Raw genomic sequence first — 24,883 nt, 5'->3', positions numbered from 1 at the left:
AGGCTTTGAATGCGACCTGTCTTTGGTGCGCTCGCTGGTGCGGGTGCGATGCTTCTGGCGGGGTTGTCCTGCGCCCAGGCGGCAACCGAAATCGAGTTCTGGCATGCGATGAGCGGCACGCTCGGCGAACGCGTCGACGAGCTGGTCAAGAAGTTCAACGACTCGCAGAAGGACTATGTCGTCAAGGCGGTCGGCAAGGGCACCTATGACGAGGTCCTGAACGGCACGATCGCCGCCTATCGGGCCAAGCGCCAGCCGGAGATCGTGCAGTCGAACGAGCGCTCCTTCCTGACCATGGTCAATTCGGGGGCGATCATCCCGACCAGCGAACTGATGGCCCAGCAGGGCCAGCCGATCGACGTCAAGAAATACATCGCGCCGGTCGTCAGCTACTACGCCATCGACGGCAAGCTCCAGGCGATGCCGTTCAACTCCTCGACGCCGATCCTGTTCTACAACCGCGACCATTTCAAAGCCGCGGGCTTCGACAAGCCCGGCGCGACCTGGCAGGAGCTCGAGCCGCAGCTCGAAGCGATCAAGGCCAAGGGCGTGTCGAAATGCGCCATGGTGCTGCCGGGCGACTACGAGTGGAGCTTCCTGGAAAACTACAGCGCCGTGAACGACATCCCGTATGCGACCAAGCGCAACGGCATGGACGGGCTCGACACCAGCTTCGTCTTCAACAAGGGCAAGCTCGTCGGCCAGGTCGAGCGGATGAAGCGCCTGATCGGCCCCGGCGTGATGCAGCTCGCGGGGCAGGGCGTCATCCCGATCCAGCTCTTCACCTCGGGTGAATGCTCGACGATCATCGCCTCGACTGCCTCGCATGCCGCCGTCGTCGCCGCTGCCAAATTCGACTGGAGCGCGGCCGAGATGCCCTTCGAGCAGGGTGTGACGCCGAAGAACAGCGTCATCGGCGGCGCGGCGCTCTGGACCCTGAAGGGGCACACGCCGGAGAAGTACAAGGCGATCGGCGCCTTCTACAATTTCCTGGCCCAGACCGACACGCAGGTCTGGTGGCACCAGGCCACCGGCTATGTGCCGGTCACGGTCGCTGCCTATGACGCAGCCAAGGCGCAGGGCTACTACCAGAAGAACCCGACGCGCGAGATCGCGGTCGTGCAGCTGATGCGCGGCACGCCGAGCGACAATTCTCTGGGCTTCCGTATCGGCAACAGCAACCAGATCAATGTCGCGATCATGGAAGAGGTCTCGGCCGCCTTCCTCGGCCGCAAGCCGGTGCAGCAGGCGCTCGACGATGCCGTTTCGCGCGGCAACGAGTCGTTGCGCCGCTACGAGCAGCTCAATGCTGGCAAGAAATAGCGCGGCGGAGCTTCCCGCGGCGGCTGCCGGCGGCTGGCGCTTGCGCTGGCCGCTGCGGCGCCGGACTGCTCCGGCTTTCTCCGACGGGCAGGCCGAGAGCGGGTTGAAGCGGGCCCATTTCACGGAATGGCGCTTGCCCTTCTGGCTGCTGGCGCCGCAGCTCTTCATCCTCCTGCTGTTCTTCTTCATCCCCTCCGTCAGGGCGCTGATCCAGGCGTTCCAGCTCACCGATCCGTTCGGCGCGACGACGCAATGGGTCGGCTTCCAGAATTTCGAGCGGCTGTTCCGCAGCAGCGTTTATTGGTCCTCGGTCCAGGTCACGGTCGTGTTCACCGTCGCGCAGAACGTGCTGACGCTGTCGCTCGCGCTGCTGCTCGCCTTCGCCTCGAACCACATCCTGCGCGGGCGCGGTGCCTACCGCACCATCCTGCTGCTGCCCTATGCGATCGCGCCCGCGATCGCCGGCATCATGCTCGCCTTCCTGTTCAACCCGCGCGTCGGCCCGGTCGCCCATATGCTGCAGGGGCTCGGCTTCGACTGGGATCCGAACCGCAATTCCTCGCATGCGCTCGCCCTGATCGTCATGGCGGCGTCCTGGAAACACATCTGCTACAACTACATCTTCCTGGTCGCGGCGCTGCTTTCGGTGCCCCATTCGATCCTGGAATCCGCCTATCTCGACGGGGCCGGGCCGATCCAGCGGTTCCTGCGCATCTCGCTGCCGATGATCGCGCCGACGCTGTTCTTCCTGATCGTCATCAATTTCGTCTACGGGCTGTTCGAGACCTTCGCCATCGTCGACGCGACGACGCGCGGCGGCCCGGCCGGAGCGACCTCGATCCTGGTCTACAAGGTCTATCAGGACGGTTTCGTCACGCTCGATCTCGGTTCGTCCGCCGCCCAGTCCGTGATCCTGATGGGGCTGGCCCTGCTCCTCACCTATGCGCAGTTCCGCTTCATCGAGCGGCGCGTGAACTACAGCGTGTAAGGGGAGCGCCTGAGCATGAACGAGCGCACGCCCGTCCTTGACGTCGTCTGCCATCTCATCCTGCTGGTCGGCGCAGCACTCGTCTGCCTGCCGCTCTATTTCGTCTTCGTCACGGGAACGCTGACCCAGCAGGAGGTCATGCGGGTGCCGATGTCCTGGCTGCCTGGCGACGCCTATTTCACGAATCTGGAGACCGTGTTGAGCAGCGCCAATTTCGGCCGGCTCCTGCTCAACTCCTTCATCATCGCCAGCGGCATCACCATCGGAAAACTCTCGGTCTCGGTGATCGCGGCCTTCGCCGTCACCTATTTCCGTTTTCCCTTCCGGCTGACCGTGTTCTGGCTGATCTTCATGTCGCTGATGCTGCCGATCGAGGTCCGCATCGTCCCGACCTATGAATCGGCGGCGAATGTCGCCCTGCCGCTCAACATCCTCGGCTCATGGCTCGGCATGCAGGTCCTGGTCGATCTCGACTGGAACATGGTCAACCGCTATTCCGGCCTGATCCTGCCCTTGATTGCCTCGGCCACCGCGACCTTTCTGTTCCGCCAGTTCTTCCTGACCATTCCGGACGAACTCTGCGAGGCCGCCCGTATCGACGGCGCCAGCCCCTGGCAGTTCTTCCGCCTGATCCTGCTGCCGCTCTCGCGCTCCAACATCGTCGCGCTCGCGATCATCCTCTTCCTGATGGGCTGGAACCAGTATCTCTGGCCGCTGCTGCTCACCACCGAGCCCGCCATGGCCAATGCCGTGATCGGGCTGAAGAAGCTGATGCCGCAGGCCGACTCGCTGCCGACCTGGCATCTCCTGATGAACGCGGCCCTGCTGACGATGCTGCCGCCGACCCTCGTCATCCTTCTCCTTCAGCGCTGGTTCGTGAAGGGACTTGTCGACAGCGGCAAGTAGCGGCCAGCACCATAAAACCAAGGCGACCATCATGCGGATCATCGGACATCGCGGCGCGCGCAATATCTGGGCGGAGAACAGTCTCAGCGGCTTCCGGCAAGTMTGCGACCTCAAGAACGTCTGCGACCTCAAGGTCGACGCGGTCGAACTCGATGTGCATCTCTCCGCCGATGGCGAGATCATGGTGATCCATGATCCGCTGCTCGAGCGCACCACGGACCATAAGGGGCCGGTCGCCGGGCTCTCCCGCGAGGCGCTGCGCAAGGTTCGGCTCAACGACACGCTGGGCGAGACGATCCCGACCTTGGCGGCCGTGCTCGACGTCTTCGCGCCGACCGGCATAGAGCTCGAGATCGAGATGAAGATGGACGCGCTCGGCAATCCCCATGCGGGACTGCTGGAGAAGGTCATCGCCCTGGTCGAGGCCAGAGGCATGGCCTCGCGCGTCGTCCTGACCTGCTTCGTTCCCGAGGTCATCGAGGAGATCCGGGCGAAGGCCCCGCACATGCGCCGCCTCGCTTCGGTCGATCGCCGCTCCTGCGAAGCCTTCGGCGGCGTTGATGCCACCTTGCGGCGCTTCGTCGATCTCGGCTGCATCATCGCGGTCGAGCAGTCGCTGCTGCGGCTGGCACTCGATCGTGCGCTGGGCATTGTCGGGCGCGAGAAACTCGGTGTCTGGGTGCCGAACACCCTGCGCGAGCTTGATTACTGGCTGGGGCAGCCGATCGCGCAGATCACCAGCGATCGCCCCGATCTCGCCCTGCAATTGCTGGCCGCGAAGGCTGGGTGAGGCGATGGCCGTCACTCTGTCGCGGGCCCGGCTCGGCGAAATCGGCAGCGCGGTCGCCCGGCCGCGCTATCGGCCGGAGGATCTGAGCGCCGGCATCGTCCATTTCGGCGTCGGCAATTTCCACCGCGCGCATCAGGCCTGCTATCTCGACGAACTCTTCGAGAGCGGGCTCGATCGCGACTGGGCGATCATCGGCACCGGCGTGCAGGAAAGCGATGCGGCGATGGGGCGCGAGCTTGCCGCCCAGGACTTCCTGACCACGGTCGTCGCGCAGGAAGCGACCTCCGCGCAGGCGCGGATCACCGGTGCGATGATCGATTTCATCCCGCCCGGCGACAGGGCAGGGCTGCTCGCTCGCCTCGTCGATGCCCGCACGCGGATCGTCTCGCTCACCGTCACCGAGGGCGGCTACTACATCGATCCGGCGACGCAGGCCTTCGACGCGAACCACCCCGATATCATTGCGGATGCCGCCGATAGGCTCGCCTCTCCAAAGACCGCCTTCGGGCTGATCGGCGCCGCCCTTCTGCAGCGCCGCGCCGCCGGCCTTGCGCCCTTCACGGTGATGTCCTGCGACAACCTGCCGGGCAATGGCCATGTCACGGAGAATGCCGTCGCCGGGCTGGTGGAACTGGTCGACCGTTCCGACGCGCACTGGATCCGCGAGAGCGTCGCCTTTCCCAACGGGATGGTCGACCGCATCACGCCCGCGACCTCGGAGCGCGAGCGCGCGGCCCTGCGCAGCGATTTCGGCATCGACGACCGGCGCCCGGTCTTCTGCGAGGATTTTCGGCAATGGGTGCTGGAGGATCGCTTCCCCGCCGGGCGGCCGCGGCTCGAACAGGTCGGTGTCGAATTCGTCGCCGATGTCGCGCCCTTCGAGCTGATGAAAATCCGCATCCTGAATGGCGGGCACGCGGCGATCGCCTATCCCGCCGGCCTGCTCGATATCCATTTCGTACATGAGGCGATGGAGGACCCGCAGATCGCGCGTTTCCTCCGGGCCCTGCTCGATCACGAGATCATCCCGCTCGTGCCCCCTGTGCCCAATACCGACCTCGGGGCTTATCGGCGGACGATCGAGCGGCGCTTCGCCAATCCGAAGATCGGCGACACGATCCGCCGGCTTTGCCTGGACGGGTCGAACCGCCAGCCCAAGTTCATCCTGCCGACGCTGCGCGACGCGCTCGGGGCAGGCCGCCCCATCGACGGTCTCGCGCTCGTCTCCGCGCTCTGGTGCCGCTATTGCTATGGCGAAACCGAAAGCGGGCAGGCGATCGCGCCGAACGATCCGAGCTGGCAAAGGCTGACGGAGCAGGCCCGCAAGGCCAGAATCCAGCCGGAGTCCTGGCTCGCGATGCGGGATGTCTATGGCGATCTGGCGGACGACGCGCGCTTCCGGGAGGCTTTTGGTCAGACCCTGCAACGAATTTGGCACGTCGGCACGCGGGCGAGCCTCGACCACTATCTGGCCCGCAGCGCCCAGGGCTGAGCGCGTCGGCGTTCGGGCGCCGCGCTGCCAGGCTACACTCGGGGCATCAGGCTAGTCCGGTTCGCGGAACGGGGCGGGAATCTGGCTTATCAGGCAAGCTTGATGTCCAGCAGGCTTTCGATCGTCCTGATCCCGGTCTCCGCCTGGAGCCTCTCGTCGATCTCCTCTGCGCTGAGGCATCCTTCAAGCCAGAGGCCGTCGATCACGGCGTTGAGCGCGATGCTGAGGCGTTGCCGCTCGGATGGGCCTGGATTGCGCTGCTCGGCCGTCAGCACTTCTCCGATCAGGTGGTCGCAGGCGCATCGGTAGGCGAGATATTTGTCGCGATGCACCTCGGCGAAGGCAGGGTTGATCGGAACCTGGCTGATGAAGGTCGCCCATAGCGACAGGACGCGAGGATCGGCGACCGGCCCGCTGATGCTCGCGAGGATGAAACGGCGCAGCTTCTCATGCGCGCTGCCCTCCGTCTCGACGATCGCGAGAGGCGGTCCGGTGATGATCTCGATCGTCCGACGGTACGCTTCGACCATCAGATTGTCCTTCGACGCGAAGTGGTGCCGGATCAGGCCGTTGCTGACGCCGGCATGGGCAGCCACGGCGCGTACCGTCGTGCCCTGGATGCCGAGCTCCGCGATGCAGTCGAGCGCGGCTTCGATCAGGTCGGCGCGTCGGTTGAAGTCGGGGGCCCGCCTGAATGTCGCCGTCATCACTGTGCCTCCGATGCAGTCAGGGTCAGCAGATCAATATTATGCGCTTGCATAGTAGCTATACAATCGCATAGTCCCGCGCCACAAGACCCGCCACGACCCCGAACCCGACGCACCGGCAGACACAGCGCTTGACCCAGCATTCGACACACATGAGTGAGCGCTCCAGGGGGACGTTCCTCGTCCTGGCGGCGACGATCTGCTGGAGCGCCAGCGGGCTCTATTCGCGCCTGCTGACCACCGATGTCTGGACGGCGATCGGATGGCGCTCCCTGTTCGCCGGTCTCTTCCTGATTGGGCCCTTGCTCATGCTCGGCGGCGGCCTGTCGCGCCGGCACTGGCGGGCGGTCGTGCAGCCGGCGGGTTTGGCCATGATCGCCTGCCAGACGATCAGCCAGGCGAGCTTCATCGGCGCCTACTACACGACCAGCGTCGCCAACGTCGCCGCCATCTATGCAACCGCACCGTTCATTGCCGCGCTCCTGGGCTGGCTACTCCTGAAGGAGCGCGCGTCCTGGCGTACGCTGGCGACGGGCCTGGTCTGCCTGGTCGGGGTCGGCATCATCATGGCGTCGTCGATCGGCGGCGGGCGGGTCGTCGGAGACCTGCTTGCCCTCGTCATGACGGCCTCGTTCGCAATGGTCATCGTGCTGCCAAGGCTTAACCCGGACCTGCCGGCGCTGCCGCCCATCATCGTCAGCGCGCTTTTGACCTTCGTGCTGTTTGCCCCTTTCGGCTCGGCTGGTTCGCTCGACCTCCATAACTGGGTCGTGCTCGCGGCCTTCGGCGCCACGAATTGCTCGATAGCCCTGGTGCTCTTCATCATGGGCGCACGTCACCTGCCGCCGGCCGAGGCGGCGCTCATCGGGACCACGGAGATCGTGATGACCCCCTTGTGGGTCTGGCTCCTGCTGGCCGAGAAACCGCCGGTTGCCACGGTCATCGGGGGCGCGGTCATCTTCGCAGCGGTCGTCTGCCATACGGCGATCGAATTGACGCGGACCCGCCGGCTGAGCCGTTCCTGATGTGACATGCGGCCAGCCCGGTCGTTCAGGTCGGCTCGAAACGCCGGGTCTGGCTACGCTTGCGGATCGGGCCCCTTATCATCCCGAGGCCCTGGAATGTCCGGTGATCAGCGAGCCCGATCGGCGGGCCATGAACCAACACGGATTTTTGTTTGACCGGGCGTGGACGCGTGGTCGGATATGGCAGACCCTGTCGTCCGGGAATGGGCAAAGATGGGATGGATTGCGGCGCTCGATCGCGGGCGGGCTGGAGGAATATCGGACAGGCACAATTCATGCTTCGCGGGGATTGCAGCAGGGGAGGCCGGGATGACGAAAGCCACCTACACAGACTGGATGGCCGTGCTGGAGCGCATGGAGCGAACCCAGCGCGAGCACTATCTCGCAGGCCATGACGACGAGGGCGACGCTTTGGGCAAGCAGATCGAGCAATGGATACTGGCCGGCCGGGCCCAGGGCTATTGCGTGCGGGACGGCAGGCCCCTGACGGATACGCGGCACCCTTCCGAGACAAGCCTGGCCGGTGAGATGCAGCGCCAGTCGGGCCAGCACCGGTCGTCAAAGCACTGAGCCCCCGCGGGCGCGTAGCGCGCTGCAACAGGATGCCACGCGGCGAACGGGCATCCGCTGCGTGCAGGTGGCTCTGACGCTCGGGAGATCCCATGCAACGCGTCGCCTCCTGCACATGCGGCCAGCTGAGCATCACCGTCGAAGGCGAGCCGCGTGGGGTCGGCCTGTGCCATTGCCTGGCATGTCAGAGCCGAACGGGAAGCGCTTTCGCCTATCTGGCCAGCTTTGCCGCTCCCTACACGGTGTCCGGGCGGGCGTTCGAATATGTTCGTACCGGCGACCAGGGAGCGGCGTTCAAATTCCGCTTCTGTCCGGTCTGCGGGAGCAATCTCTTCCACAGCGAGGAGGGGGCGACCGGGGCGGTCTCGGTTGCTGTCGGCGCCTTCGGCGACCCGGATTTCCCGCTGCCCCAGGTGTCCGTCTACGACATCCGGCGGCATGGATGGGTTGCGCTGCCCACCGGCATCCAGGCGTTTCCGCGAGACCCGGACTGAGCGGTCGGATACCGGCCTCGCGCCTCCCGGATTGCCGCCTCAATCGGGCGCCTTGCGAAAATCCGTACCGTCGAGCACCTCCGCCAGAAGCCGCGTTCCCAGATCGGCTTCCGCCTCGGAAAGCCCGGAAAATCCGAACAGCAGTCTCGATGTATCGGAGGATGCGACGTTCATCCGGGACAGCGGCATGACGACGACGCCCTTCGCCAGGGCGGCCGCGGAGACAGCCCTGTCGTTGCTCCAGGTCCCCGTGCTGCGTGCGGTGAGATTGATGCCCTGATCGGGAACGACGACGGCAAGATGCTCGCTGGCACGGTCCCTCAGGAGGCCCGTCAGCAGATCCCGCGACGCGCGCAGTCGCTCCCTGAGGCGGCGCAGATGGGCTGGAAAATAGCCCTCATTGAGAAAATCGCCGACGACGCGTTGCTGGAAAGTCGGCGGGCAGCGGTCAAGCGCCGGGCGCACCGCCCGGAACACCGGCACCAGATCGGCCGGGACCACGAGATAGCCAAGCCGCAGGCTCGGCAGCAGGGCTTTGCTGAACGTGCCGGTGTAGAGGACACGATTGGCCTGATCCAGGCCTTGCAGCGAGGCGATCGGATGACCGTCATAGCGAAATTCGCTGTCATAGTCGTCCTCGACAATCCAGCAGCCATGCCCCCTTGCATAGGCGAGAAGCTCGAGCCGCCGCGGCAGGGAAAGAACGGAGCCGACCGGATACTGGTTTGACGGCGTCACATAGAACAGCGCCGGTGGTTGCAGCGAGCCGGCCGCCAAGACCTCCGTCATGACCCCCTCGTGATCCACGGGCAGGCCGACGATCTGCGCGCCATTGAGAGTCAGGCATTGTCTGGCCGGCGGATAACACGGGTCCTCGACAACGACGCTGTCGCCAGGTGAGGCCAGCACGCGAAAAGCCAGGTCGAGCGCCTGCTGCGTTCCGGCCGTGATGAACAACTGATCAGGCGTACAGCGCACCCCCCTCGAAACGGCCAGGTGAGCGGCGATCGCGGCCCGAAGCGCGGGCTCCCCCTGAATATCGCCATAGCCTTCAAAGGCGTAGTTCATGTGCCGGCCGGCAATGCGGCTCAGGAGGCCTGCGGTCCGCTCATCATGGGCGATCCGGCCGGTCACAAACGGCAGGGGCTTTTGTGGTTCGAGGCTGGGTCCGCAGGTCAGAACCCGCGTGACCGCTTGCGAGAGCGCGCGGCTGGTCGCATGAGCCGCTGGCTCCTTGCGTTCACCGGCTCTCAAGAGCCCATCCGGAACGCCTGCAGAAATATAGGTGCCCGACCCGTGGCGGGCGATGGCATAGCCCTCGGCGATCAGGATCTCATAGGCCTCGGCAATGGTGCCGCGCGACAGCTTCCACTCCTGCGACGCCAGGCGGGTCGAGGGCAGGCGCTGTCCCGCATCCAACCGGCCGTCGGCAATCGCACCGCGCAGGGCAAGGTAGAGCTGCCGCGCCAGGGATGCCGGGGAGGATGGATTGATACCCGGCTGAAAGCGAGCCGATGGGCTTTCCCTGCGCCGCTTCAGGTTCATCAAGCCTCCCATCCAAATGGCTCACCAAGTGGCTCAGGGTGGAATCGTATAGTGGCTCTGTAAAATGAATCAATAATGCATTCTGATTGAGCCACTTTCAAAGTGCCGCCGCAGATCGACGAGGAGAAGCAGGGATGGAGATGCAGGCGCCACGCCGCTGCAGGCCCTCTTCGACCGCGTCTTCGCCCATCACGGCTTCGCGGTCGGTTTTTGAGCCTTCTGCAAAGCGAATCTCCTGGAGTTCCTGATGTCGATGTCTTCGCCCCGATTGCGGATTGCCGTGCTGTTCGGCGGACGCTCTGCCGAGCATGACGTGTCCGTGCTGTCGGCCACCAATGTGATGAATGCCCTGGAGCCCGCGAAATATGACGCGGTACCGATTTTCGTGACGCGCGAAGGGCAATGGCTGCTGAGCCGCCTCGAGGGGGGCATGCTCGCCAAACCCGAGAGCGGTACGGAGGTCTCCCTCGTCCCGGGCGGACGCGGGCGAATGATCGCGATCGAGGCCGGCGGCAGGATGGTCGACGCCGGGACGATCGACATCCTGTTTCCCGTCCTGCACGGGCTCTATGGCGAGGACGGTTCGATACAGGGGCTTGCGGAAGTCGCGCGCGTGCCGCTCGCGGGCTGCGGCATCCTCGGCTCTGCGGCGGCGCTGGACAAGGATATCGCCAAGCGCCTGCTGCGGGCAGCCGGCCTTCCGGTCGCCCGATCCGTGACCATTAGCGACGATGCTGCACCTGACCTTCCTGCTTTGGAACGAGAACTTGGGCTACCGCTTTTCATCAAGCCGGCGCGGCAGGGCTCTTCGATCGGCGTCAGAAAGGTCTCCGGAAGCCAGGAATTCAGGCCGGCGCTGAGCGAGGGGTTCCGGCATGACCGCAAGTTGCTTGCCGAAGAATTCATCCAGGGGCGCGAGATCGAATTCAGTGTGCTGGAAGATCAAAGGGGCGGATTGTTCGTATCCCGGCCCGGAGAGATCGTTCCGGCCGTGAGCCATGGCTTCTACAGCTACGACGCCAAATATATCGACGAGAACGGTGCGGCGTTGAAGGTACCGGCGGAATTGCCCGCAGAGGTCGAGGCGCAGATGCGGGAGATGGCCGCCAGGGCATTCAGGGCTCTCGGCTGCGATGGCATGGCGCGCGTCGATTTCTTCCTGACGGCGGATATGCAGCCTCTCGTGAACGAGGTGAACACGATTCCGGGCTTCACCAATATCAGCATGTATTCCAAGGCGATGGCCGCCAGCGGCGTGAGCTATGCCGAAATCATCGATCGTCTCGTCTCGCATGGCCTGGCGCGCGCCGGTCGGGCCGGCTGACATTGCCGGTGAACGGGATCGGGGCGGCCGAGGCGAGCAGCGGTTGGAGCAACCGACCGATCGGCGTCGCTGTTCTCAGCGGATCATTGCCGACAACTCTGGCCGCCGTTCGGCAGTTCGATACCTCTGAGGGCGAGCTTTTGGCAAGGAACCGGGGCGAGCAACCGTCAGCGCAGGCGAGCACTCGATCCCGCGCTGTCGGCGCCGGACCAGGGCTTCGGGAGCGGTCTCGGTGGGAACGGGCGGCCGGCTCGGACGTTGGAGCCGCACATGCAAGATCCGGGCGGCGCCAAACCTGGCCCCGACGACTTGCAAGCCAGCGACGGGCAGCCATCATGAGCAAATCAAGATCGACGGGAACGCCAAGGGCAAACCCCGGCAACGGGGGCGAGACGCACCAGACTGCTTCTGCTCCGGACAAGCGGATCACGACGAACCACGGCGTGCCGGTGAGCGACAACCAGAACTCGCTCAGGGCGGGGCGGCGTGGCCCGACCCTGCTCGAGGATTTCGTGCTCCGGGAAAAGATCCAGCATTTCGACCACGAGCGCATTCCCGAGAGGATCGTCCATGCACGCGGCTCGGCGGCGCACGGCTATTTCGAGCTGACTGAGTCGCTGGCCGAATTCACCCGCGCCAGGATCCTCACCGAAGTCGGCGTCAAGACGGAGCTGTTCACGCGCTTCTCGACCGTCGCGGGCGGCGCCGGTTCTGTCGACACGCCGCGCGATGTGCGTGGCTTTGCGGTCAAGTTCTACACCCGGGAGGGCAACTGGGACCTCGTCGGCAACAACATCCCGGTCTTCTTCATCCAGGACGCGATCAAGTTTCCCGATCTCATTCACGCCGTGAAGATGGAGGCCGATCGCGGATATCCGCAGGCCGCCAGCGCCCATGACACCTTCTGGGATTTCATCGGCCTGATGCCCGAGGCCACCCACATGATCATGTGGGCGATGTCGGACCGGGCCATTCCGCGTTCGTTGCGCATGATGGAGGGTTTTGGAGTCAACACCTTCCGGCTTTTGAACGACAAGGATGAGCCGACCTTCGTCAAGTTCCACTGGCGGCCGAAGCTCGGCACGCAATCGACTTGCTGGGACGAGGCCGTGAAGATCGCCGGTGCMGATCCCGATTATCACCGTCGCGATCTGCATGAAGCCATCGCTGCGGGTGATTTTCCGGAATGGGAGTTCGGTGTCCAGCTCCTGAGCCAGAAGGAGGCGGACGCGCTGCCATTCGACATTCTCGATGCCACCAAGCTGATACCCGAGGAGCTCGTGCCGATCCGCTTCATCGGCCGCATGGTGCTCAATCGCAACCCGGACAACTTCTTTGCCGAGACGGAGCAGGTCGCCTTCCTGCCGACCAACATGCCGCCGGGCATCGATGTCTCGGAGGATCCGCTGCTGCAGGGGCGGCTTTTCTCCTATCAGGACACGCAGCTCTCGCGCCTTGGCACCGTCAACTTCCACCAGATCCCGATCAACAAGGCCAAGGGCTGTCCCTTCCAGAATCTGCAGCGCGACGGGCAGATGCAGACAAAGGTGTTCACGGGGCGCGCGAATTACGAGCCCAACAGCCTCAGCGAGGCCGGCGAGGACGGCGGGCCGCGCGAGGATCCGAACGGCGGCTTCCGGACCTTCGCCCTGCCGGTGGAGGAGACGAAGCTCAGGCTGCGTTCGGAGAGTTTCGCCGACCATTACTCGCACGCCCGACTGTTCTTTCGATCGCAGACGGAGATCGAGCAGGCCCACATCGCCAGCGCGCTGGTCTTCGAGCTGTCGAAGGTCTCGCTCGACCATGTCCGCTTGCGGGTTCTCTCCAATCTACGCAATGTCGACGAGACACTGGCCGGTCGCGTCGCGGACGGCATGAACATGGCGCTGCCCAAGGCATCGGCGCCGGCCGTGGCCCCGCAGGACATGGAGGTTTCGCCAGCCCTGCGCATCGTCGGCAAGTATCCCGAGACGCTGAAGGGCCGGGTGGTCGGTGTCCTGGTTTCGGACGGGGCGGACGGAGCCTTGATCGACATGCTTGGAAAGGCCGTCGAGGGCGAGGGCGGCACGGTCAAGATCGTCGCGCCAAGGATCGGCGGCGTGACCTTGAAGGGCGGCAGGACGCTGAAGGCCGACGGTCAACTGGCGGGCACGCCGTCGGTGATGTTCGACGCTATCGCCCTCGTGCTGTCCGAAGCAGGTTGCGCAGCCCTGCTCAGCGAGGGCGCAGCCATCGATTTCGCCAAGGACGCCTTTGGCCATCTCAAGGCGATCGGCTTCAGCGCCGAAGCGAAACCGCTCCTCGACAAGGCGGGCATCGTCGCGGATGCGGGCGTCGTGGAGCTCGGTGCCAAGGCTCAGGCCTTTCTTGCCCCCGCCTGCACGCGCCAATGGGGCCGCGAGCCAAAGGTTCGTACCCTGGCTTGAGCCGGAAGGTCGGGAACCCGCAAGGCTCGGCCTGCGGGATGGGCCCACCATGCAGAACGGTGGTGGGTCTTTCCGTTGGGCAGGAGGCGTCAAAGCGGTTTGCTGCTAGGAATGCGGCAGATCGGGTGGGACGCGGATAGGCGAAGCATGGGCGTCGAGCTGCGCGAAGTGACCGCCGCAACCGTTCGATCGATCTGCAGCCTGGAGGTCGCCGACGAACAGCGCACCTATGTTGCGCCTGTAGCGGTATCGATAGCTCAGGCTCATTTCGAGCCGACATCGATGTTTCGAGCGATCTATGCGGATGACGAGCCCGTGGGCTTCATCCTGTGGCGCAGCGGGGAACAGCCGAAATCGGCTTATCTCTGGCGCTTCATGGTCGACAGGAAGCACCAGGGAAAAGGCCATGCGCGTGCCGCGATGGAATTGGCCTTTACGGAATGGCGTGCGCTCGGCTTCGATACCTTGATCACCAGCGTTGTTCTGGGCCAGCACAGCCCGCTGGGCTTTTACCTGTCGCTTGGATTTACAGAGGCGAATGAGACCACGCGCCATGGCGAATGGGTTCTTCGCAAGACGCTCTAGCCGCGCGCTGGCATCGGATCGCCGCCGACTGGCCCGTCTCCGGAGCGCTCAGCCGGTGCCGTTGAATTCGGTACGAAATTCATGAAATTCGCGGGCAACAAGGTTCGGATCGCTCGTCTAGCCTCTGCAACCTTGCCAATCCGGCATGTGCAGAGCCGGCCTGCGCTTGACCCGTCAGCAGTCGCGTCCCGGCACCGTGCCGGCCAGGACGCGGGCGACCGGGGCGCCCAGGGCGGCCCATCGGGAACCGGAGGGATGCCCGTTCGTTTCACAGTGATCCGCGAGGATTCCCACGAACTGGCCCGCCATCCCGAGAGAGATGGTGGGTCTTTTTCGTTAACCTTCGCACGATAACTTCCTCAATCGATGGAACCGATCGGGGAAATGGGAATTTCCCTTCCGTCATGCTACATTGGATGGGCGGCGTCGTCGTCCTGGCAACGAGGGATAACCGATATGAAAACCATACTGGTTCTGGCCGTTTCTGTGGGGCTGATGGGCATTGGTGGCTGTGCCGCCGATATGTACGGCAAGGGCAAAGGCAAAGCCCCGCCGCCGGTGGCTTCGCCGATCGTGACCAAGGGCTGAGGCCCGAATCCAGCGACCCTCGGGTCGCCCGAGTTTGCCCGCTGCTCCGAAAGGGGCGGCGGGTCTTTTTTTGTCTGCCTGTGCCGGTCCTGCCGCGGATCGGCCCGACCTGCCGCTACAGCGAGCCGCGCGTGGCACCCGCTGCCGAACGGCCGAGCGCCTCGTCCGCTGGGTGTTGACGATAATCGAGGGCGGGGTGGATGATCGGCTGCCGACCGCGCGATCCGAACTGCTGGCAACGACACCCTGCTGTTCAGCGAACTTGGCCTGTCATAGAGGATTGAAGCCAGATGTTGCGAATGTCCATTGTGGTCATTGCGGCGCTGCTCGTGACAGGCGTCGTCGCATTCGAAGATATCGATGGCAGTTTGGCCAAGCTGGAGCCGATAGACCGAGCAACCCTGATTGAGGCTATCGATCTGCACATGAACGACGGTACTTCGACTAAAATCAGAAATGTCAGGCCTGTGTCTGAGAACGTATACCTTTGCGGATGGATCGATTCAAAGAATAGCTTCGGCGCCTATGTGGGATACCGCAGATTTATTCTCCACATGGGCAGCAAGGAATTTTTATACGACGGAGATTTCCACCGAGGCACCGAGCATCTCGCCGCATCGACCAAACGATTTATTGGCGCGAAGTGCGGGCAGGGGTCGTAATTGCGCGCGATCGTATGGGCGAGGAGCAACGAGCGGGCGGATCAGCCCAACATGCCCGTGGACGAGAAATACAGAGCACGCTGCGGAGCCGGGAGCATCGCGACGTCACGGCGCAGCTTCAGCCGGTCGTCCTGAGCAATGGTAGCCGCTCGTTCGCTGGCCTGAGAGGCCGCCCCATAGCGCAGGGAACCGAATGCCCCACCGGAGGTTGCTCGATTGTGGCGCTGGCCACGGGCAATCAGGAGGAGGGGGCAATGGACGGTATCATCTATCTCGTCGGGTTGATTGTGGTGGTCATGGCCATCCTCTCGTTCCTTGGTCTGCGTTGAGAGGAGGCGAGAATGGCTGTTCTTCCCACAGAAACCGATGTCTCGATCGCGGTCGCGCCGGCTCCGTCCTCCTATCTGGAATGGGCCCCCATCCTGGGGGGAGCGGTGCTCGCAGCCGCCATCTCCTCGATCATGACGGCCTTCGGATCGGCGATCGGGCTTTCCTTGGTTTCGGCGGAGCCTTCGCGCAGCTCTTCGCTCGCCGTGCTCGGCATCGCAGCAGCGCTATGGGCGCTCTGGGTCACCGTCTCGGCCTGCATTGCCGGCGGCTATGTGGCCGGCCGGATGCGGCGCCCTGTTCCCGATGCCACCGCCCACGAACGGGAGATGCGTGACGGAGCGCATGGCCTCCTGGTCTGGGCAACGGGGGCGCTCCTGCTGGCTTTCATCGCGACGTCATCGGCTGTTGGCGCGGGCCGCACAGCCCTTGAGGGCGCGGCAGCCGCAACCTCGGGGGCGACTTCGCTCCTGAAGCTGCAGCCGGATCCGCTCGGCTCGGCCATCGATGGCATCCTGCGGGCGCCCGGCGCCGGTGCGCCGGTGACGCCCGAAGAGCGTTCGGAGCTGAGCCGGCTGATGTCGACGGCGATGGGGAATGGCACGCTCGATCCGGCGGACCGCGACTATATCGCGACCCGCATGGCAAGCCGTGCCGGGATCGGCAAGCCCGAGGCGGAAAAGCGTGTCGATGACACGCTGGCAAAACTGAACCAGGCCAAGGAGACGGCGAAGCAGGCCGCCGAAAAGGCACGGAAGGTCGGCATCATCTCGGCCTTCCTGACGGCCGCCGTGCTTCTCGTCGGTGCTGCCGCGGGCTGGTTCGGGGCGGTGCTTGGAGGTGGCCACCGTGACGAGCAGCGCGAAATGCCGGGTTGGGGCCGGCGCCGTCTCTGATCCAGGCGTTCCCACAGGTCGAAGCCCGCCGGGTTTCGGCCTGTCCTTGCGTTCAGGCAGGATGAAGCGGCCGCCGGGATTGGCGGCCCTTCTGCGTTCTCGGGCCCAGGGGCTCCGCAATCGCGGCAGCGGAGGGGCGGGAGCCCCCCTGTTTGGGTTGCGCTCAGCCGCCGGTCAGGTCGCGGCTTTGGCGATCGAGCTCCGCATTGTAGCGGCGCAGGGCGAACTGCTCGGTCAGAAGGCCGATCACTTGCAGCGTCTCGCGACTGTCGACGACGGCGAGTTCCTCGCTCTGCGATGCGGCAAACAGCGCCGCAGCCTCGCGGATATTCATCGAAGGCAGCAGGACGTCCTTCTGGTTGCGGGCGAGTTCAGCGACCGTGGCGACCTCCAGATCGGCGCCATACGCCTCGGATACCAGCACCAGGCCGGCATAGCGGCCCTGTCCATCGACCAGCACGGCGCGCTGGTTCGCGCCCAGCGGGAATGCGCGGCGGAAGCCTTCGAGGGATGTGCCTTCCGCGACCGTCCGGACATCCCGGCGCATCATGCGCCCGACGGCGAGGTCGCGAACCCAGCCGATATCGGCAGCGCTGCGGATCGCCTCGCCGCGCAGGTGGAAGCGCCAGGTCGCGAAGGAATAGCCGAAGGTGCGGCGCACCGTGATCGAGGAGACGACCGAGGCGGCGAGCACCGCCACCGTGAGCGGCAGGCTCCCCGTCGTCTCCAGGGCGAGCAGGGCCATGGTCAGCGGGCCACCGACGACTGCGGTTGCCATCGCGCTCATGCCGACGACGGCGAAGACCGTCGAAGCGGCCGGAATCCCGAACCCGGCGGTCCAGGCCAGAGCCATCAGCTTGCCGAACATGGCGCCGATGAAGAGCGAGGCGAAGAACAGGCCGCCGCGAAAGCCGGAGCCGATCGAGACCGCCGAGGCGATCGATTTCAGCAGGATCACGGTGAGGAGGAAGGACGCCGTGTAGTCGGCGGCGAAGCCGACATGCAGCGCGCTGTGTCCCGAGGACAGGACGGTCGGCGTCAGCAGGGCCAGCAGGCCCACCATCAACCCCCCGATGGCGGGACGCAGGGCGAGCGGCAGTCGGCTTTGCCTGAACAGGTACTCGGCCAGCGATACGCCCCGCATCAGCAGGATGCCGAGGCCGGCGCAGAGTGCCCCCATCACCATCACGAGGACATAGTCCTGCCCGGTGAGCGGCGCGGTGATGTCGACCTGGAACGGCATCGGCGTCAGGAAGAGCCGGGTCACGCCTATGGCGCAGAGCGAGGCGACGACGACCGGGGCGAGCATCGCGACGGTATAGGTCGCGATGATGAGCTCGAAGGCGTAGAAGGCGCCGGTCAGCGGCGCATCGAAGGCCGCGGCGATCGCGCCGGCGGCGCCGCAGCCGACCAGCACCCGCAAGTCGGCGCGCCGGACCTGCAGCAGGCGTCCGATCTTGGAGGCGAAGGCGGCACCGCCCTGCGTATAGCCGGCCTCCATGCCAACGGACGCGCCAAAACCGTTCGAGACCAGCGTCTGGGCCACGAGGATCAGGCTGTCCCGAAGCGACAGGCGCCCGCCGTGGAGAGCATTGGCCTCGATCGGGTCGACGACGGAGCCCCGCCTGCGGCGAGCCAGCACCACGCCGAGCACTCCCATCAAGAGGCCCCCCAGGACAGGTATTGCGACCGCGCGGAGCGGATCGACCAGGGCTGCGCCGCTGACGTCGCCCTTATGGGTCGCAAAAAAGGACAGGTGCAGGAATTTCGAAGCCCCGACCATCGCAACGACGAGCAGGCCGGCCGCGATGCCGACCAGGCCGGCGAAGACGACGAGCGCGATCTCGTCGCTGCGCAGCCGCCGTGGCAGGTCCCGTCTGAAGCGTAGCCAGGCCGCACGCGCGTTGCGGCGCAGACGGTTGCGACCGAGGGTTCCGAAGACCGTTGGCTCCACCACGCCTGTCACCCCAGCTAGCCGCATTCGGCTGGGAACCACGACGAGGCGCATCGAGCCGCCCCGGCCGTGTCAACCTGCCGCGTGCTAGATGGCCCGCCCCCTGCGCGTCAACCCGCCGACGGTTCTCGTCGATCCGCTGCCCCTGACGATCGCGCTGCATTGGCTGCATCAGCGCGCGCTCACTCAGCCAGCGCTCGCATGACCTTGATCAGGTCGGATTTTCCCTCGAATCCGATTCCCGGCAGGTCCGGCATGACGATGTGGCCGTCCTCGACACGAACCGAATCCGGGAAGCCGCCATAGGGCTGGAAGAGATCGGGGTAGCTCTCGTTGCCGCCCAGGCCGAGGCCAGCCGCAATATTCAGCGACATCTGATGCCCGCCATGGGGAATGCAGCGGGACGGCGACCAGCCAAATTGCTGGAGGACATCGAGCGTTCTGAGATATTCGACAAGCCCGTATGACAGGGCGCAGTCGAACTGAAGCCAGTCGCGATCCGGGCGCATGCCGCCGTAGCGCAGCAGGTTGCGTGCGTCCTGGTGAGAGAAGAGGTTCTCGCCCGTCGCCATCGGCCCCGGATAGAATTCCGAGAGGGCGGCCTGGAGGGCGTAGTCGAGCGGATCGCCGACTTCCTCGTACCAGAATAGAGGATAATCCCGCAGCATCTTGGCGTAGGCGATGCCGGTCTCCAGGTCGAAACGGCCATTCGCATCCACCGCCAGCTGGGCTTGCGATCCGATCTCCTTCAGCGCCGCCTCGATGCGCTCGCGGTCCTCGTCGATCGGGGCCCCACCGATTTTCATCTTGACGACAGTGTAGCCACGATCGAGATAGCCCCGCATCTCCGCCTGGAGCGCCGAGTTGTCCTTTCCTGGATAATAGTAGCCGCCTGCCGCATAGACGAAGACACGCGGATCGGCTTCGCGGCCCTTCTTCTCGGCCAGAAGGCGGAACAGGGGCTTGCCGGCGATCTTCGCGACCGCATCCCAGACCGCCATGTCGAGAGTGCCGACCGCGACGGAGCGCTCGCCATGTCCGCCCGGCTTCTCATTCGACATCATCGCTGCCCAGACGCGCTGGGGATCGAGATTGGTGCCGGCATCATCGAGCAGGCTCTTCGGCTCGGCCTCGAGAATGCGATTGCGGAAGCGCTCTCGGATGAGGCCGCCCTGGCCATAGCGCCCGTTGGAATTGAAGCCGTATCCAACTACGCGTCGGCCGTCGCGCACGACATCGGTCACGACGGCAACAAGGCTCGCCGTCATCTTCGAGAAGTCGATATAGGCGTTGCGGATGGGAGAGGCGATGGGCTTCGTGATCTCGACGACATCGACGATACGCATGGTCAGGTCCTTCCGTTCGGTTCTGGATTTTGTGCTGGTGGAGCGTCAATGCGCCAGGCCCGGCGCGATCCCGGCCTGCTGGCCTCCGTGGGACCGCTCGGCTTGGCTATGCCGACAGCGAATGTTTCCGAAGAGGGGAGGCTGGGGACATTCGCTCGCCTGGTGAAGCCTGGGCGATCCGCTGCAAGCTGGTGTCGACCTTGGGCGAGGCCCGTCCGAACCTGCTCGAAGGTCGATCGACGCTGGAGGCAGAATTCGCTGATCCTGCTGATTATTGACCAGTTTTCCATTCGATAAGGCGCCCCATTCCGTTCCGCGAGGCGCTTGCTTGCCTCTGTTCGGGCGCCGTCCGGCGGAACCTCCGCTGAGGGGCGGGAACAGCCGCAGATGACGACGGGAGCGACGGTTAGAACTGCTTTGCGGCAAACGCCAATGCTGTTGCCGGAATTGATCATGCGTTTTAGGCATTACCAATGGAACTGATCTGGCTTGAGGATTACCTGGCGCTGGCTGATGCCTTGAATTTCTCCAGGGCCGCTTCTGCACGGCACGTGACCCAGCCGGCCTTCAGCCGGAGGATCCGCGCGCTTGAGGATTGGATCGGTGCGCCCTTGTTCATCCGCACCACGCATAGCGTCGCGCTGACACCGGCAGGCGAGCAGTTCCGCAATCAGGCGGAGGTTCTGACACGCGCGTTGCATCAGTTGCGGCGCGATACCCTGGAGGTTGCCGGACGTGGCGCCGGTCCGTTGTCTATCGCGGCAACCCACGCCCTTTCCTTCACGTTCTTTCCGAAATGGGTTCGTGGAAATGAGAAGATCCTGGCCCTTGGGACCCTCAACCTGATCTCCGACAGCATGCAGGCCTGCGAGCAGATGATGCTGCGGGGGGATGTGCAGTTCCTGCTTTGCCACCATCACCCCAGCATTGGCAGCCGGGTCGAAACCAGCCAGTTCAAGAGCATCGTGGTCGGGGCCGATACGCTCGTGCCGCTTTGTGCGCCCGACCAGGATGGGGCGCCGCGCTGGCGGCTCGAGCGCACTGTGCCGGTCAAGTATCTCGGTTACAGCGAGCAGTCCGGCCTGGGGCGGATCATTACCGGGCTTCGGCGCGCTGCAGATCGAAATGTTGCGCTGGAGACGGTCTTTACATCGCACCTCGCCGCCACATTGCTCTCGATGGCGCGCGCCGGAGACGGGGTCGCATGGCTGCCCCGAACATTGGCGGAGGAGGATATGTCGCTCGGCCGACTGGTCCAGGCCGGTGATCCCGGCCTGGCCATACCGATTGAGATCCGGCTGTTTCGTCCCATGGCCCGTCAGGGGCCCGTTGCCGAGGCCGTCTGGGCCGCATTCGAGCGGGGTTGAGGTTCAGCCCGCTATCAGGTGGCTGAACAGGATCGAGGTGCCGAGGCCGATGAGGGCGAGACCGCCGATCCGCTCGGCCCAGCGCCCGAATTTGGCGCCGACCAGGTTGCCGGCCATCATGCCCCCCGTCGACATCACGAATGTCGCAAAGCCGATGGCCAGCGCGACGACGAAGATGTTCACGTCCAGGAAGGCGAGCGACACGCCGACCGCCATGGCATCGATGCTGGTGCCGATCGCGGTCGCCATCAGGGCCCAGAGCGAGTTGCCATGCGCAGCATCATTGCGCTCGGCCGCAGGCTTCATGGAATGCAGGAGCATGCGCCCGCCGACGATGCCGAGCAGAACGAAGGCGATCCAGTGGTCGACGGCCGCGACATACTGGCTTGCGGCAAACCCCGCGGCCCAGCCTATGAGCGGCGTGATGGCCTCAACGATGCCGAAGACCACACCGGTGCGAAGCGCCTGCGTGAAACGCGGGCGGCTGGAGGCGGCGCCCCGCCCGATCGAGGCCAGCAGGGCGTCGACGGACATGCCCACGGCGAGCACGGCGATAGAAGCAGGTGACATGGCAGTCTCAAATTGCGGACGGAGGACCAGACGGATCTCGGGCCTTGTCCGCAAGGCCTCTCCGTCACGGTCTCGCTTGGCCGAAATCATCCGGCTGATCGCACCACGCAGTCCTCGCCGCGAGCGTGTTGATGCGATCGCGCGCCGAAGCACGCCGCTACTCCCCGATGCGTCTGCACCTAGTGAATCACGCTCATGATGTCAATTCGATAACGATTTCAAATTCTTAGCATTGAGACGCATTTGCATGTAGAAGAATGCCGCGGCCCTGCCGAAGCGACGCCGGGCGCGCTCGACGACCTCTGCGTCGAAGGCTACGGCTGGTGAGATCACGCGGGGAGGGGCACATCCGCCAGGCCGATTTCGTGCCTCTCGACTATCGCGCTTGCACCAGTCCTGTCCCTGCCGGACGTCAAACACGCGATCTTGAAACGGCAGCAACCGGAATTCCCAAGACAGGAATGGTCCGGCGCGTAGGATCGGCCGCGTGATGCCAATAACACCACAGGGGAGAACGACTGTGCCGCGCCTGACCGCCAAGGATTTTCCGCAGGAACTGCTCGAACTGTACGACTATTATGCGCACGGACGGATCACCAAGCGCGAGTTTTTCGATCGCGCCGGCAAATTCGCCGTGGGTGGCATGACGGCGGCGTCGATCCTGGCCTCGATGAGCCCCGACTACGCGCTCGCGCAACAGATCTCGTTCACGGACCCCGATATCACCGCCAGTTACCTCACCTACCCCTCGCCGAAGGGGAATGGCGATGTCCGCGGCTATCTGGTGCGTCCGGCAAAACTATCCGGCCGCGTCCCCGCGGTGGTCGTCGTGCATGAGAACCGCGGTTTGAACCCCTATATCGAGGATGTCGCGCGCCGGGTCGCGAAGGCCGGCTTCATCGCGCTTGCTCCGGATGGCCTGAGCTCCGTCGGCGGTTATCCCGGCAATGACGAGAAGGGCCGAGAACTGCAGCAGCAGGTCAATCCGGAGAAGCTGATGAATGACTTCTTCGCGGCCATCGAATTCCTGATGAAGAGCGATCAGACCACCGGCAAGGTCGGCATCACCGGCTTCTGCTATGGCGGTGGCGTCGCCAACGCGGCTGCCGTCGCCTATCCCGAACTCGGCGCGGCCGTGCCGTTCTATGGCCGTCAGCCCCGCGCCGAGGACGTGCCGCGGATCAAGGCGCCGCTCCTGATCCATTACGGCGCTCTCGACACCGGCATCAATGCCGGCTGGCCGGCCTATGAGGCGGCCTTGAAGGCGGGCGGGAAAACCTATGAGGCCTATATCTATCCAGGCGCCAATCATGGCTTCCACAACGACTCCACCCCCCGTTATGACGAAGCGGCCGCCAAGCTGGCCTGGGACCGGACCATCGCCTGGTTCAAGCGCTACCTGAGTTGAACGAGCGGAGCCTCATCCCGCCCGAGCGTGGGTGAGAGCGACCGGGGCGCGCCAGAATTCGCGGTCTCCGCACGGGGTAGGACGGCCATGGGCCGTTCGCTCTGCGCGGAGTACTGCGCCTGGGCGTGCAAGGGCCAAGGGTGGGCACGCGCTGTTCGGGGACGTGCTCCGCGAGAGCGCACATTCTGTTCGTGACGCTTGGGCTCGGTTTATAGCCGAATCAGCCTCATGATCCCGAGCGCTGCAGCCTATCGTTCCCGCGAGGTCCCATGCGCCTTGTCTTGACCACGACTGCCGCTCTTCTGTTCACGGCTCTCCCAACCCATGCCGATGAGCGCAGCGAGTGCCTCGCCGGCATCGCGCGCCTGCGCAGCGCGACTGCTGCAAGACCTGCCCCTCCCGACCGGGACACACTTCTCGGCACGCTGCGCCGGGCGGAGCGGGAGGCCGGCGAACGCCAGTTCGACGACTGTGTCGGGGTCCTCAAGGCCAGCGCCAGTGGCGGCGGCAAGAGCAGCCGGGATGACGATGACGCCGAGGAGGGCGCCGAAACCGAGGACATGTTCGGCTTTACGGAGGGCACCAGCATCCTCGAAAAGGGCAAGTTCGAAATCTCCGGCGCCGGCGAGGGTGCATTCGGCAAGCGCCTCGGCCGGTATCGGACGGGAGGCCTGGGTGGCAGCTTTGCGTTCGCCCCGGTCGACGGGCTCAGCATCGAGTTGGGGGCGGTCGGCAACCGCGTCTCGATCCGCGACGTACCGGGACTGGACAATCGCCACGGCGGCGGCTTCGGTGGCTTTGCCGCCGAGTTGAAATGGCAGGCTATCAAGCGGGGAGACGCCTCGCCCGTCGGCCTGACCTTTATCGTCGAGCCGGGCGCGAGCTTTCGCGACGCGGAGGCTGGCGGGCGTGGCCGGGGCGTGGGGCTGGAGGGGCGGATCGCGCTTGATGCCGAACTTGTTCCCAGGAGGTTGTTCGGTGGACTCAACCTGATCTACGAATTGGAGAAATTCCGCCCGCGCGGCGTAAACCTGTTCAATGGCGAAGCCGAGCCCTTGGAAGGCGTGTTATCCGGGCCGTGCCAGCCCTATGCCGAGGACGACGCCCTGGAGACATGCGTCGCGTCCGCGCGGCGCAAGTCAGCGGAGCGGTCCTCTCTCCTCGGGCTCTCGGGAGCACTCGCGATCCAGATCAACCCCAATGTCTTTATCGGCGGCGAGGTTCGCTATTTGCGCTCCTATGCCGGGCTCGGGTTGAACAGCTTCGAAGGACACGCCGTCTTCGTCGGCCCGACCCTCTACGCCAAGCTCAGCGAGACCGTGTCGATCTCCGCGGCCTACTCCGCCCAGATTGCCGGGAAGTCGGAAGCCACGCCAGGCCGGCGGCTCGATCTCGACAACTTCGCCCGTCACCAGGCCAAATTGAAGATCTCCTACGAGTTCTAGAGCGGATCGACATTCAGCGTAGCCATATCATTGCTGCGGCGAGGTGGACGAAGCCTGTGAAGTGGATGGTTCTGCGGTCGTAGCGTGTGGCGAAGCGGCGGAAGTGCTTGAGGCGATTGAAGCATCGCTCGATCCGGTTGCGGTG

General features: G+C 64.9%; 22 protein-coding genes. 17 read left to right on the top strand and 5 right to left on the bottom strand.

The features are described from left to right. Nucleotides 1–9: 9 nt before the first annotated feature. From AC1DGP_RS02260 to AC1DGP_RS02240, 5 genes are read left to right on the top strand one after another with little or no spacing between them, the layout of a single operon-like run. Entirely contained in the window at nucleotides 10–1,323 is a 1,314-nt protein-coding gene (locus tag AC1DGP_RS02260; RefSeq protein ID WP_113517495.1) for an extracellular solute-binding protein, read from the top strand. After that, complete coding sequence (locus AC1DGP_RS02255; RefSeq protein WP_441488380.1) at nucleotides 1,307–2,311, top strand: ABC transporter permease subunit; 1,005 nt, start codon at nucleotides 1,307–1,309, stop codon at nucleotides 2,309–2,311. Before AC1DGP_RS02260 ends, AC1DGP_RS02255 begins: the two co-directional genes overlap by 17 nt. A 15-nt stretch (nucleotides 2,312–2,326) precedes the next feature. After that, the gene (gene ugpE / locus AC1DGP_RS02250; protein ID WP_441488379.1) at nucleotides 2,327–3,217 is read left to right on the top strand and encodes a sn-glycerol-3-phosphate ABC transporter permease UgpE; all 891 of its coding nucleotides are present in this window, start codon (nucleotides 2,327–2,329) and stop codon (nucleotides 3,215–3,217) included. A gap of 31 nt (nucleotides 3,218–3,248) precedes the next feature. Continuing rightward, nucleotides 3,249–4,007 (top strand): glycerophosphodiester phosphodiesterase family protein, encoded by a 759-nt coding sequence (locus AC1DGP_RS02245; protein WP_441507931.1) that lies wholly within the window; start codon nucleotides 3,249–3,251, stop codon nucleotides 4,005–4,007. A gap of 4 nt (nucleotides 4,008–4,011) precedes the next feature. Next, the gene (locus AC1DGP_RS02240) at nucleotides 4,012–5,499 is read left to right on the top strand and encodes a mannitol dehydrogenase family protein (RefSeq protein ID WP_441507930.1); all 1,488 of its coding nucleotides are present in this window, start codon (nucleotides 4,012–4,014) and stop codon (nucleotides 5,497–5,499) included. Nucleotides 5,500–5,588: 89 nt separating this feature from the next. On the opposite strand, the gene AC1DGP_RS02235 is transcribed toward AC1DGP_RS02240, so the two are convergent. Beyond that, nucleotides 5,589–6,206, bottom strand: coding sequence for a TetR/AcrR family transcriptional regulator (locus AC1DGP_RS02235; protein WP_476769755.1), 618 nt, complete (start codon nucleotides 6,204–6,206; stop codon nucleotides 5,589–5,591). Between the two features lie 152 nt (nucleotides 6,207–6,358). On the opposite strand from AC1DGP_RS02235, the gene AC1DGP_RS02230 reads away from it, so the two are divergent. The 3 genes from AC1DGP_RS02230 to AC1DGP_RS02220 all read left to right on the top strand — a co-directional run bounded on the left by AC1DGP_RS02230 (nucleotide 6,359) and on the right by AC1DGP_RS02220 (nucleotide 8,295). Continuing rightward, complete coding sequence (locus tag AC1DGP_RS02230; RefSeq protein WP_441507928.1) at nucleotides 6,359–7,231, top strand: DMT family transporter; 873 nt, start codon at nucleotides 6,359–6,361, stop codon at nucleotides 7,229–7,231. A gap of 309 nt (nucleotides 7,232–7,540) precedes the next feature. Next, nucleotides 7,541–7,801 carry a hypothetical protein gene (locus tag AC1DGP_RS02225; RefSeq protein ID WP_441488374.1) on the top strand — a complete coding sequence of 87 codons (261 nt, stop codon included), beginning with the start codon at nucleotides 7,541–7,543 and terminating at the stop codon, nucleotides 7,799–7,801. Between the two features lie 92 nt (nucleotides 7,802–7,893). Beyond that, on the top strand, nucleotides 7,894–8,295 hold the full coding sequence (locus AC1DGP_RS02220; protein WP_441507927.1) for a GFA family protein: 402 nt from the start codon (nucleotides 7,894–7,896) through the stop codon (nucleotides 8,293–8,295). A gap of 39 nt (nucleotides 8,296–8,334) precedes the next feature. Here the strand turns inward: AC1DGP_RS02220 and pdxR are convergent, their stop codons facing one another. After that, nucleotides 8,335–9,840 (bottom strand): MocR-like pyridoxine biosynthesis transcription factor PdxR, encoded by a 1,506-nt coding sequence (gene pdxR, locus AC1DGP_RS02215; RefSeq protein ID WP_441507926.1) that lies wholly within the window; start codon nucleotides 9,838–9,840, stop codon nucleotides 8,335–8,337. A 247-nt stretch (nucleotides 9,841–10,087) separates the two neighbouring features. Here pdxR and AC1DGP_RS02210 point away from each other — a divergent pair, with 247 nt between their 5' ends. From AC1DGP_RS02210 to AC1DGP_RS02185, 6 genes are all read left to right on the top strand, one after another. Next, nucleotides 10,088–11,164, top strand: a complete 1,077-nt coding sequence (locus AC1DGP_RS02210) for a D-alanine--D-alanine ligase family protein (RefSeq protein WP_441507925.1) — start codon at nucleotides 10,088–10,090, stop codon at nucleotides 11,162–11,164. Between the two features lie 335 nt (nucleotides 11,165–11,499). Next, nucleotides 11,500–13,590: a catalase gene (locus tag AC1DGP_RS02205; RefSeq protein ID WP_441507924.1), complete on the top strand. Its 2,091-nt coding sequence runs from the start codon at nucleotides 11,500–11,502 to the stop codon at nucleotides 13,588–13,590. Between the two features lie 147 nt (nucleotides 13,591–13,737). Continuing rightward, nucleotides 13,738–14,175, top strand: a complete 438-nt coding sequence (locus AC1DGP_RS02200) for a GNAT family N-acetyltransferase (RefSeq protein ID WP_441507923.1) — start codon at nucleotides 13,738–13,740, stop codon at nucleotides 14,173–14,175. Nucleotides 14,176–14,631: 456 nt separating this feature from the next. Further along, nucleotides 14,632–14,763, top strand: coding sequence for an ABC transporter (locus tag AC1DGP_RS02195; protein ID WP_113517473.1), 132 nt, complete (start codon nucleotides 14,632–14,634; stop codon nucleotides 14,761–14,763). A 299-nt stretch (nucleotides 14,764–15,062) separates the two neighbouring features. Further along, nucleotides 15,063–15,425, top strand: coding sequence for a hypothetical protein (locus tag AC1DGP_RS02190; protein ID WP_441507922.1), 363 nt, complete (start codon nucleotides 15,063–15,065; stop codon nucleotides 15,423–15,425). Between the two features lie 341 nt (nucleotides 15,426–15,766). Then, nucleotides 15,767–16,648, top strand: a complete 882-nt coding sequence (locus AC1DGP_RS02185) for a hypothetical protein (protein WP_441507921.1) — start codon at nucleotides 15,767–15,769, stop codon at nucleotides 16,646–16,648. A gap of 163 nt (nucleotides 16,649–16,811) precedes the next feature. Here the strand turns inward: AC1DGP_RS02185 and AC1DGP_RS02180 are convergent, their stop codons facing one another. Both AC1DGP_RS02180 and AC1DGP_RS02175 read right to left on the bottom strand, forming a co-directional pair. Beyond that, entirely contained in the window at nucleotides 16,812–18,629 is a 1,818-nt protein-coding gene (locus tag AC1DGP_RS02180) for a chloride channel protein (RefSeq protein ID WP_441507954.1), read from the bottom strand. Nucleotides 18,630–18,784: 155 nt separating this feature from the next. Then, a complete protein-coding gene (locus AC1DGP_RS02175; protein WP_441507953.1) occupies nucleotides 18,785–19,954 on the bottom strand; it encodes a mandelate racemase/muconate lactonizing enzyme family protein in 1,170 nt (389 codons plus the stop codon). Between the two features lie 467 nt (nucleotides 19,955–20,421). Between AC1DGP_RS02175 and AC1DGP_RS02170 the strand changes: the two genes are divergently transcribed. After that, complete coding sequence (locus tag AC1DGP_RS02170) at nucleotides 20,422–21,315, top strand: LysR substrate-binding domain-containing protein (protein ID WP_441507920.1); 894 nt, start codon at nucleotides 20,422–20,424, stop codon at nucleotides 21,313–21,315. A 3-nt stretch (nucleotides 21,316–21,318) separates the two neighbouring features. Here AC1DGP_RS02170 and AC1DGP_RS02165 read toward each other — a convergent pair whose 3' ends face one another. Next, nucleotides 21,319–21,885 carry a manganese efflux pump MntP gene (locus AC1DGP_RS02165; RefSeq protein ID WP_441507919.1) on the bottom strand — a complete coding sequence of 189 codons (567 nt, stop codon included), beginning with the start codon at nucleotides 21,883–21,885 and terminating at the stop codon, nucleotides 21,319–21,321. 520 nt (nucleotides 21,886–22,405) lie between these two features. Between AC1DGP_RS02165 and yghX the strand changes: the two genes are divergently transcribed. Both yghX and AC1DGP_RS02155 read left to right on the top strand, forming a co-directional pair. Beyond that, a complete protein-coding gene (gene yghX / locus AC1DGP_RS02160) occupies nucleotides 22,406–23,293 on the top strand; it encodes a YghX family hydrolase (RefSeq protein ID WP_441507918.1) in 888 nt (295 codons plus the stop codon). Between the two features lie 269 nt (nucleotides 23,294–23,562). Then, complete coding sequence (locus AC1DGP_RS02155; RefSeq protein ID WP_441507917.1) at nucleotides 23,563–24,738, top strand: hypothetical protein; 1,176 nt, start codon at nucleotides 23,563–23,565, stop codon at nucleotides 24,736–24,738. Nucleotides 24,739–24,883 lie beyond the last annotated feature (145 nt).

This window comes from Allobosea sp. 05T433 (genome assembly GCF_056396065.1).
This window is presented reverse-complemented; position numbering and strand designations above follow the sequence as displayed.

Excerpts from the sequence above, each read along its gene's own strand:
- AC1DGP_RS02260 (WP_113517495.1), top strand. The coding sequence starts at position 10 with ATGCGACCTGTCTTTGGTGCGCTCGCTGGTGCGGGTGCGATGCTTCTG.
- AC1DGP_RS02255 (WP_441488380.1), top strand. The coding sequence starts at position 1,307 with ATGCTGGCAAGAAATAGCGCGGCGGAGCTTCCCGCGGCGGCTGCCGGC.
- ugpE (WP_441488379.1), top strand. The coding sequence starts at position 2,327 with ATGAACGAGCGCACGCCCGTCCTTGACGTCGTCTGCCATCTCATCCTG.
- AC1DGP_RS02240 (WP_441507930.1), top strand. The coding sequence starts at position 4,012 with ATGGCCGTCACTCTGTCGCGGGCCCGGCTCGGCGAAATCGGCAGCGCG.
- AC1DGP_RS02235 (WP_476769755.1), bottom strand. The coding sequence starts at position 6,206 with ATGACGGCGACATTCAGGCGGGCCCCCGACTTCAACCGACGCGCCGAC.
- AC1DGP_RS02230 (WP_441507928.1), top strand. The coding sequence starts at position 6,359 with ATGAGTGAGCGCTCCAGGGGGACGTTCCTCGTCCTGGCGGCGACGATC.
- AC1DGP_RS02225 (WP_441488374.1), top strand. The coding sequence starts at position 7,541 with ATGACGAAAGCCACCTACACAGACTGGATGGCCGTGCTGGAGCGCATG.
- AC1DGP_RS02220 (WP_441507927.1), top strand. The coding sequence starts at position 7,894 with ATGCAACGCGTCGCCTCCTGCACATGCGGCCAGCTGAGCATCACCGTC.
- pdxR (WP_441507926.1), bottom strand. The coding sequence starts at position 9,840 with ATGAACCTGAAGCGGCGCAGGGAAAGCCCATCGGCTCGCTTTCAGCCG.
- AC1DGP_RS02210 (WP_441507925.1), top strand. The coding sequence starts at position 10,088 with ATGTCGATGTCTTCGCCCCGATTGCGGATTGCCGTGCTGTTCGGCGGA.
- AC1DGP_RS02200 (WP_441507923.1), top strand. The coding sequence starts at position 13,738 with ATGGGCGTCGAGCTGCGCGAAGTGACCGCCGCAACCGTTCGATCGATC.
- AC1DGP_RS02195 (WP_113517473.1), top strand. The coding sequence starts at position 14,632 with ATGAAAACCATACTGGTTCTGGCCGTTTCTGTGGGGCTGATGGGCATT.
- AC1DGP_RS02190 (WP_441507922.1), top strand. The coding sequence starts at position 15,063 with ATGTCCATTGTGGTCATTGCGGCGCTGCTCGTGACAGGCGTCGTCGCA.
- AC1DGP_RS02185 (WP_441507921.1), top strand. The coding sequence starts at position 15,767 with ATGGCTGTTCTTCCCACAGAAACCGATGTCTCGATCGCGGTCGCGCCG.
- AC1DGP_RS02180 (WP_441507954.1), bottom strand. The coding sequence starts at position 18,629 with ATGCGGCTAGCTGGGGTGACAGGCGTGGTGGAGCCAACGGTCTTCGGA.
- AC1DGP_RS02170 (WP_441507920.1), top strand. The coding sequence starts at position 20,422 with ATGGAACTGATCTGGCTTGAGGATTACCTGGCGCTGGCTGATGCCTTG.
- AC1DGP_RS02165 (WP_441507919.1), bottom strand. The coding sequence starts at position 21,885 with ATGTCACCTGCTTCTATCGCCGTGCTCGCCGTGGGCATGTCCGTCGAC.
- AC1DGP_RS02155 (WP_441507917.1), top strand. The coding sequence starts at position 23,563 with ATGCGCCTTGTCTTGACCACGACTGCCGCTCTTCTGTTCACGGCTCTC.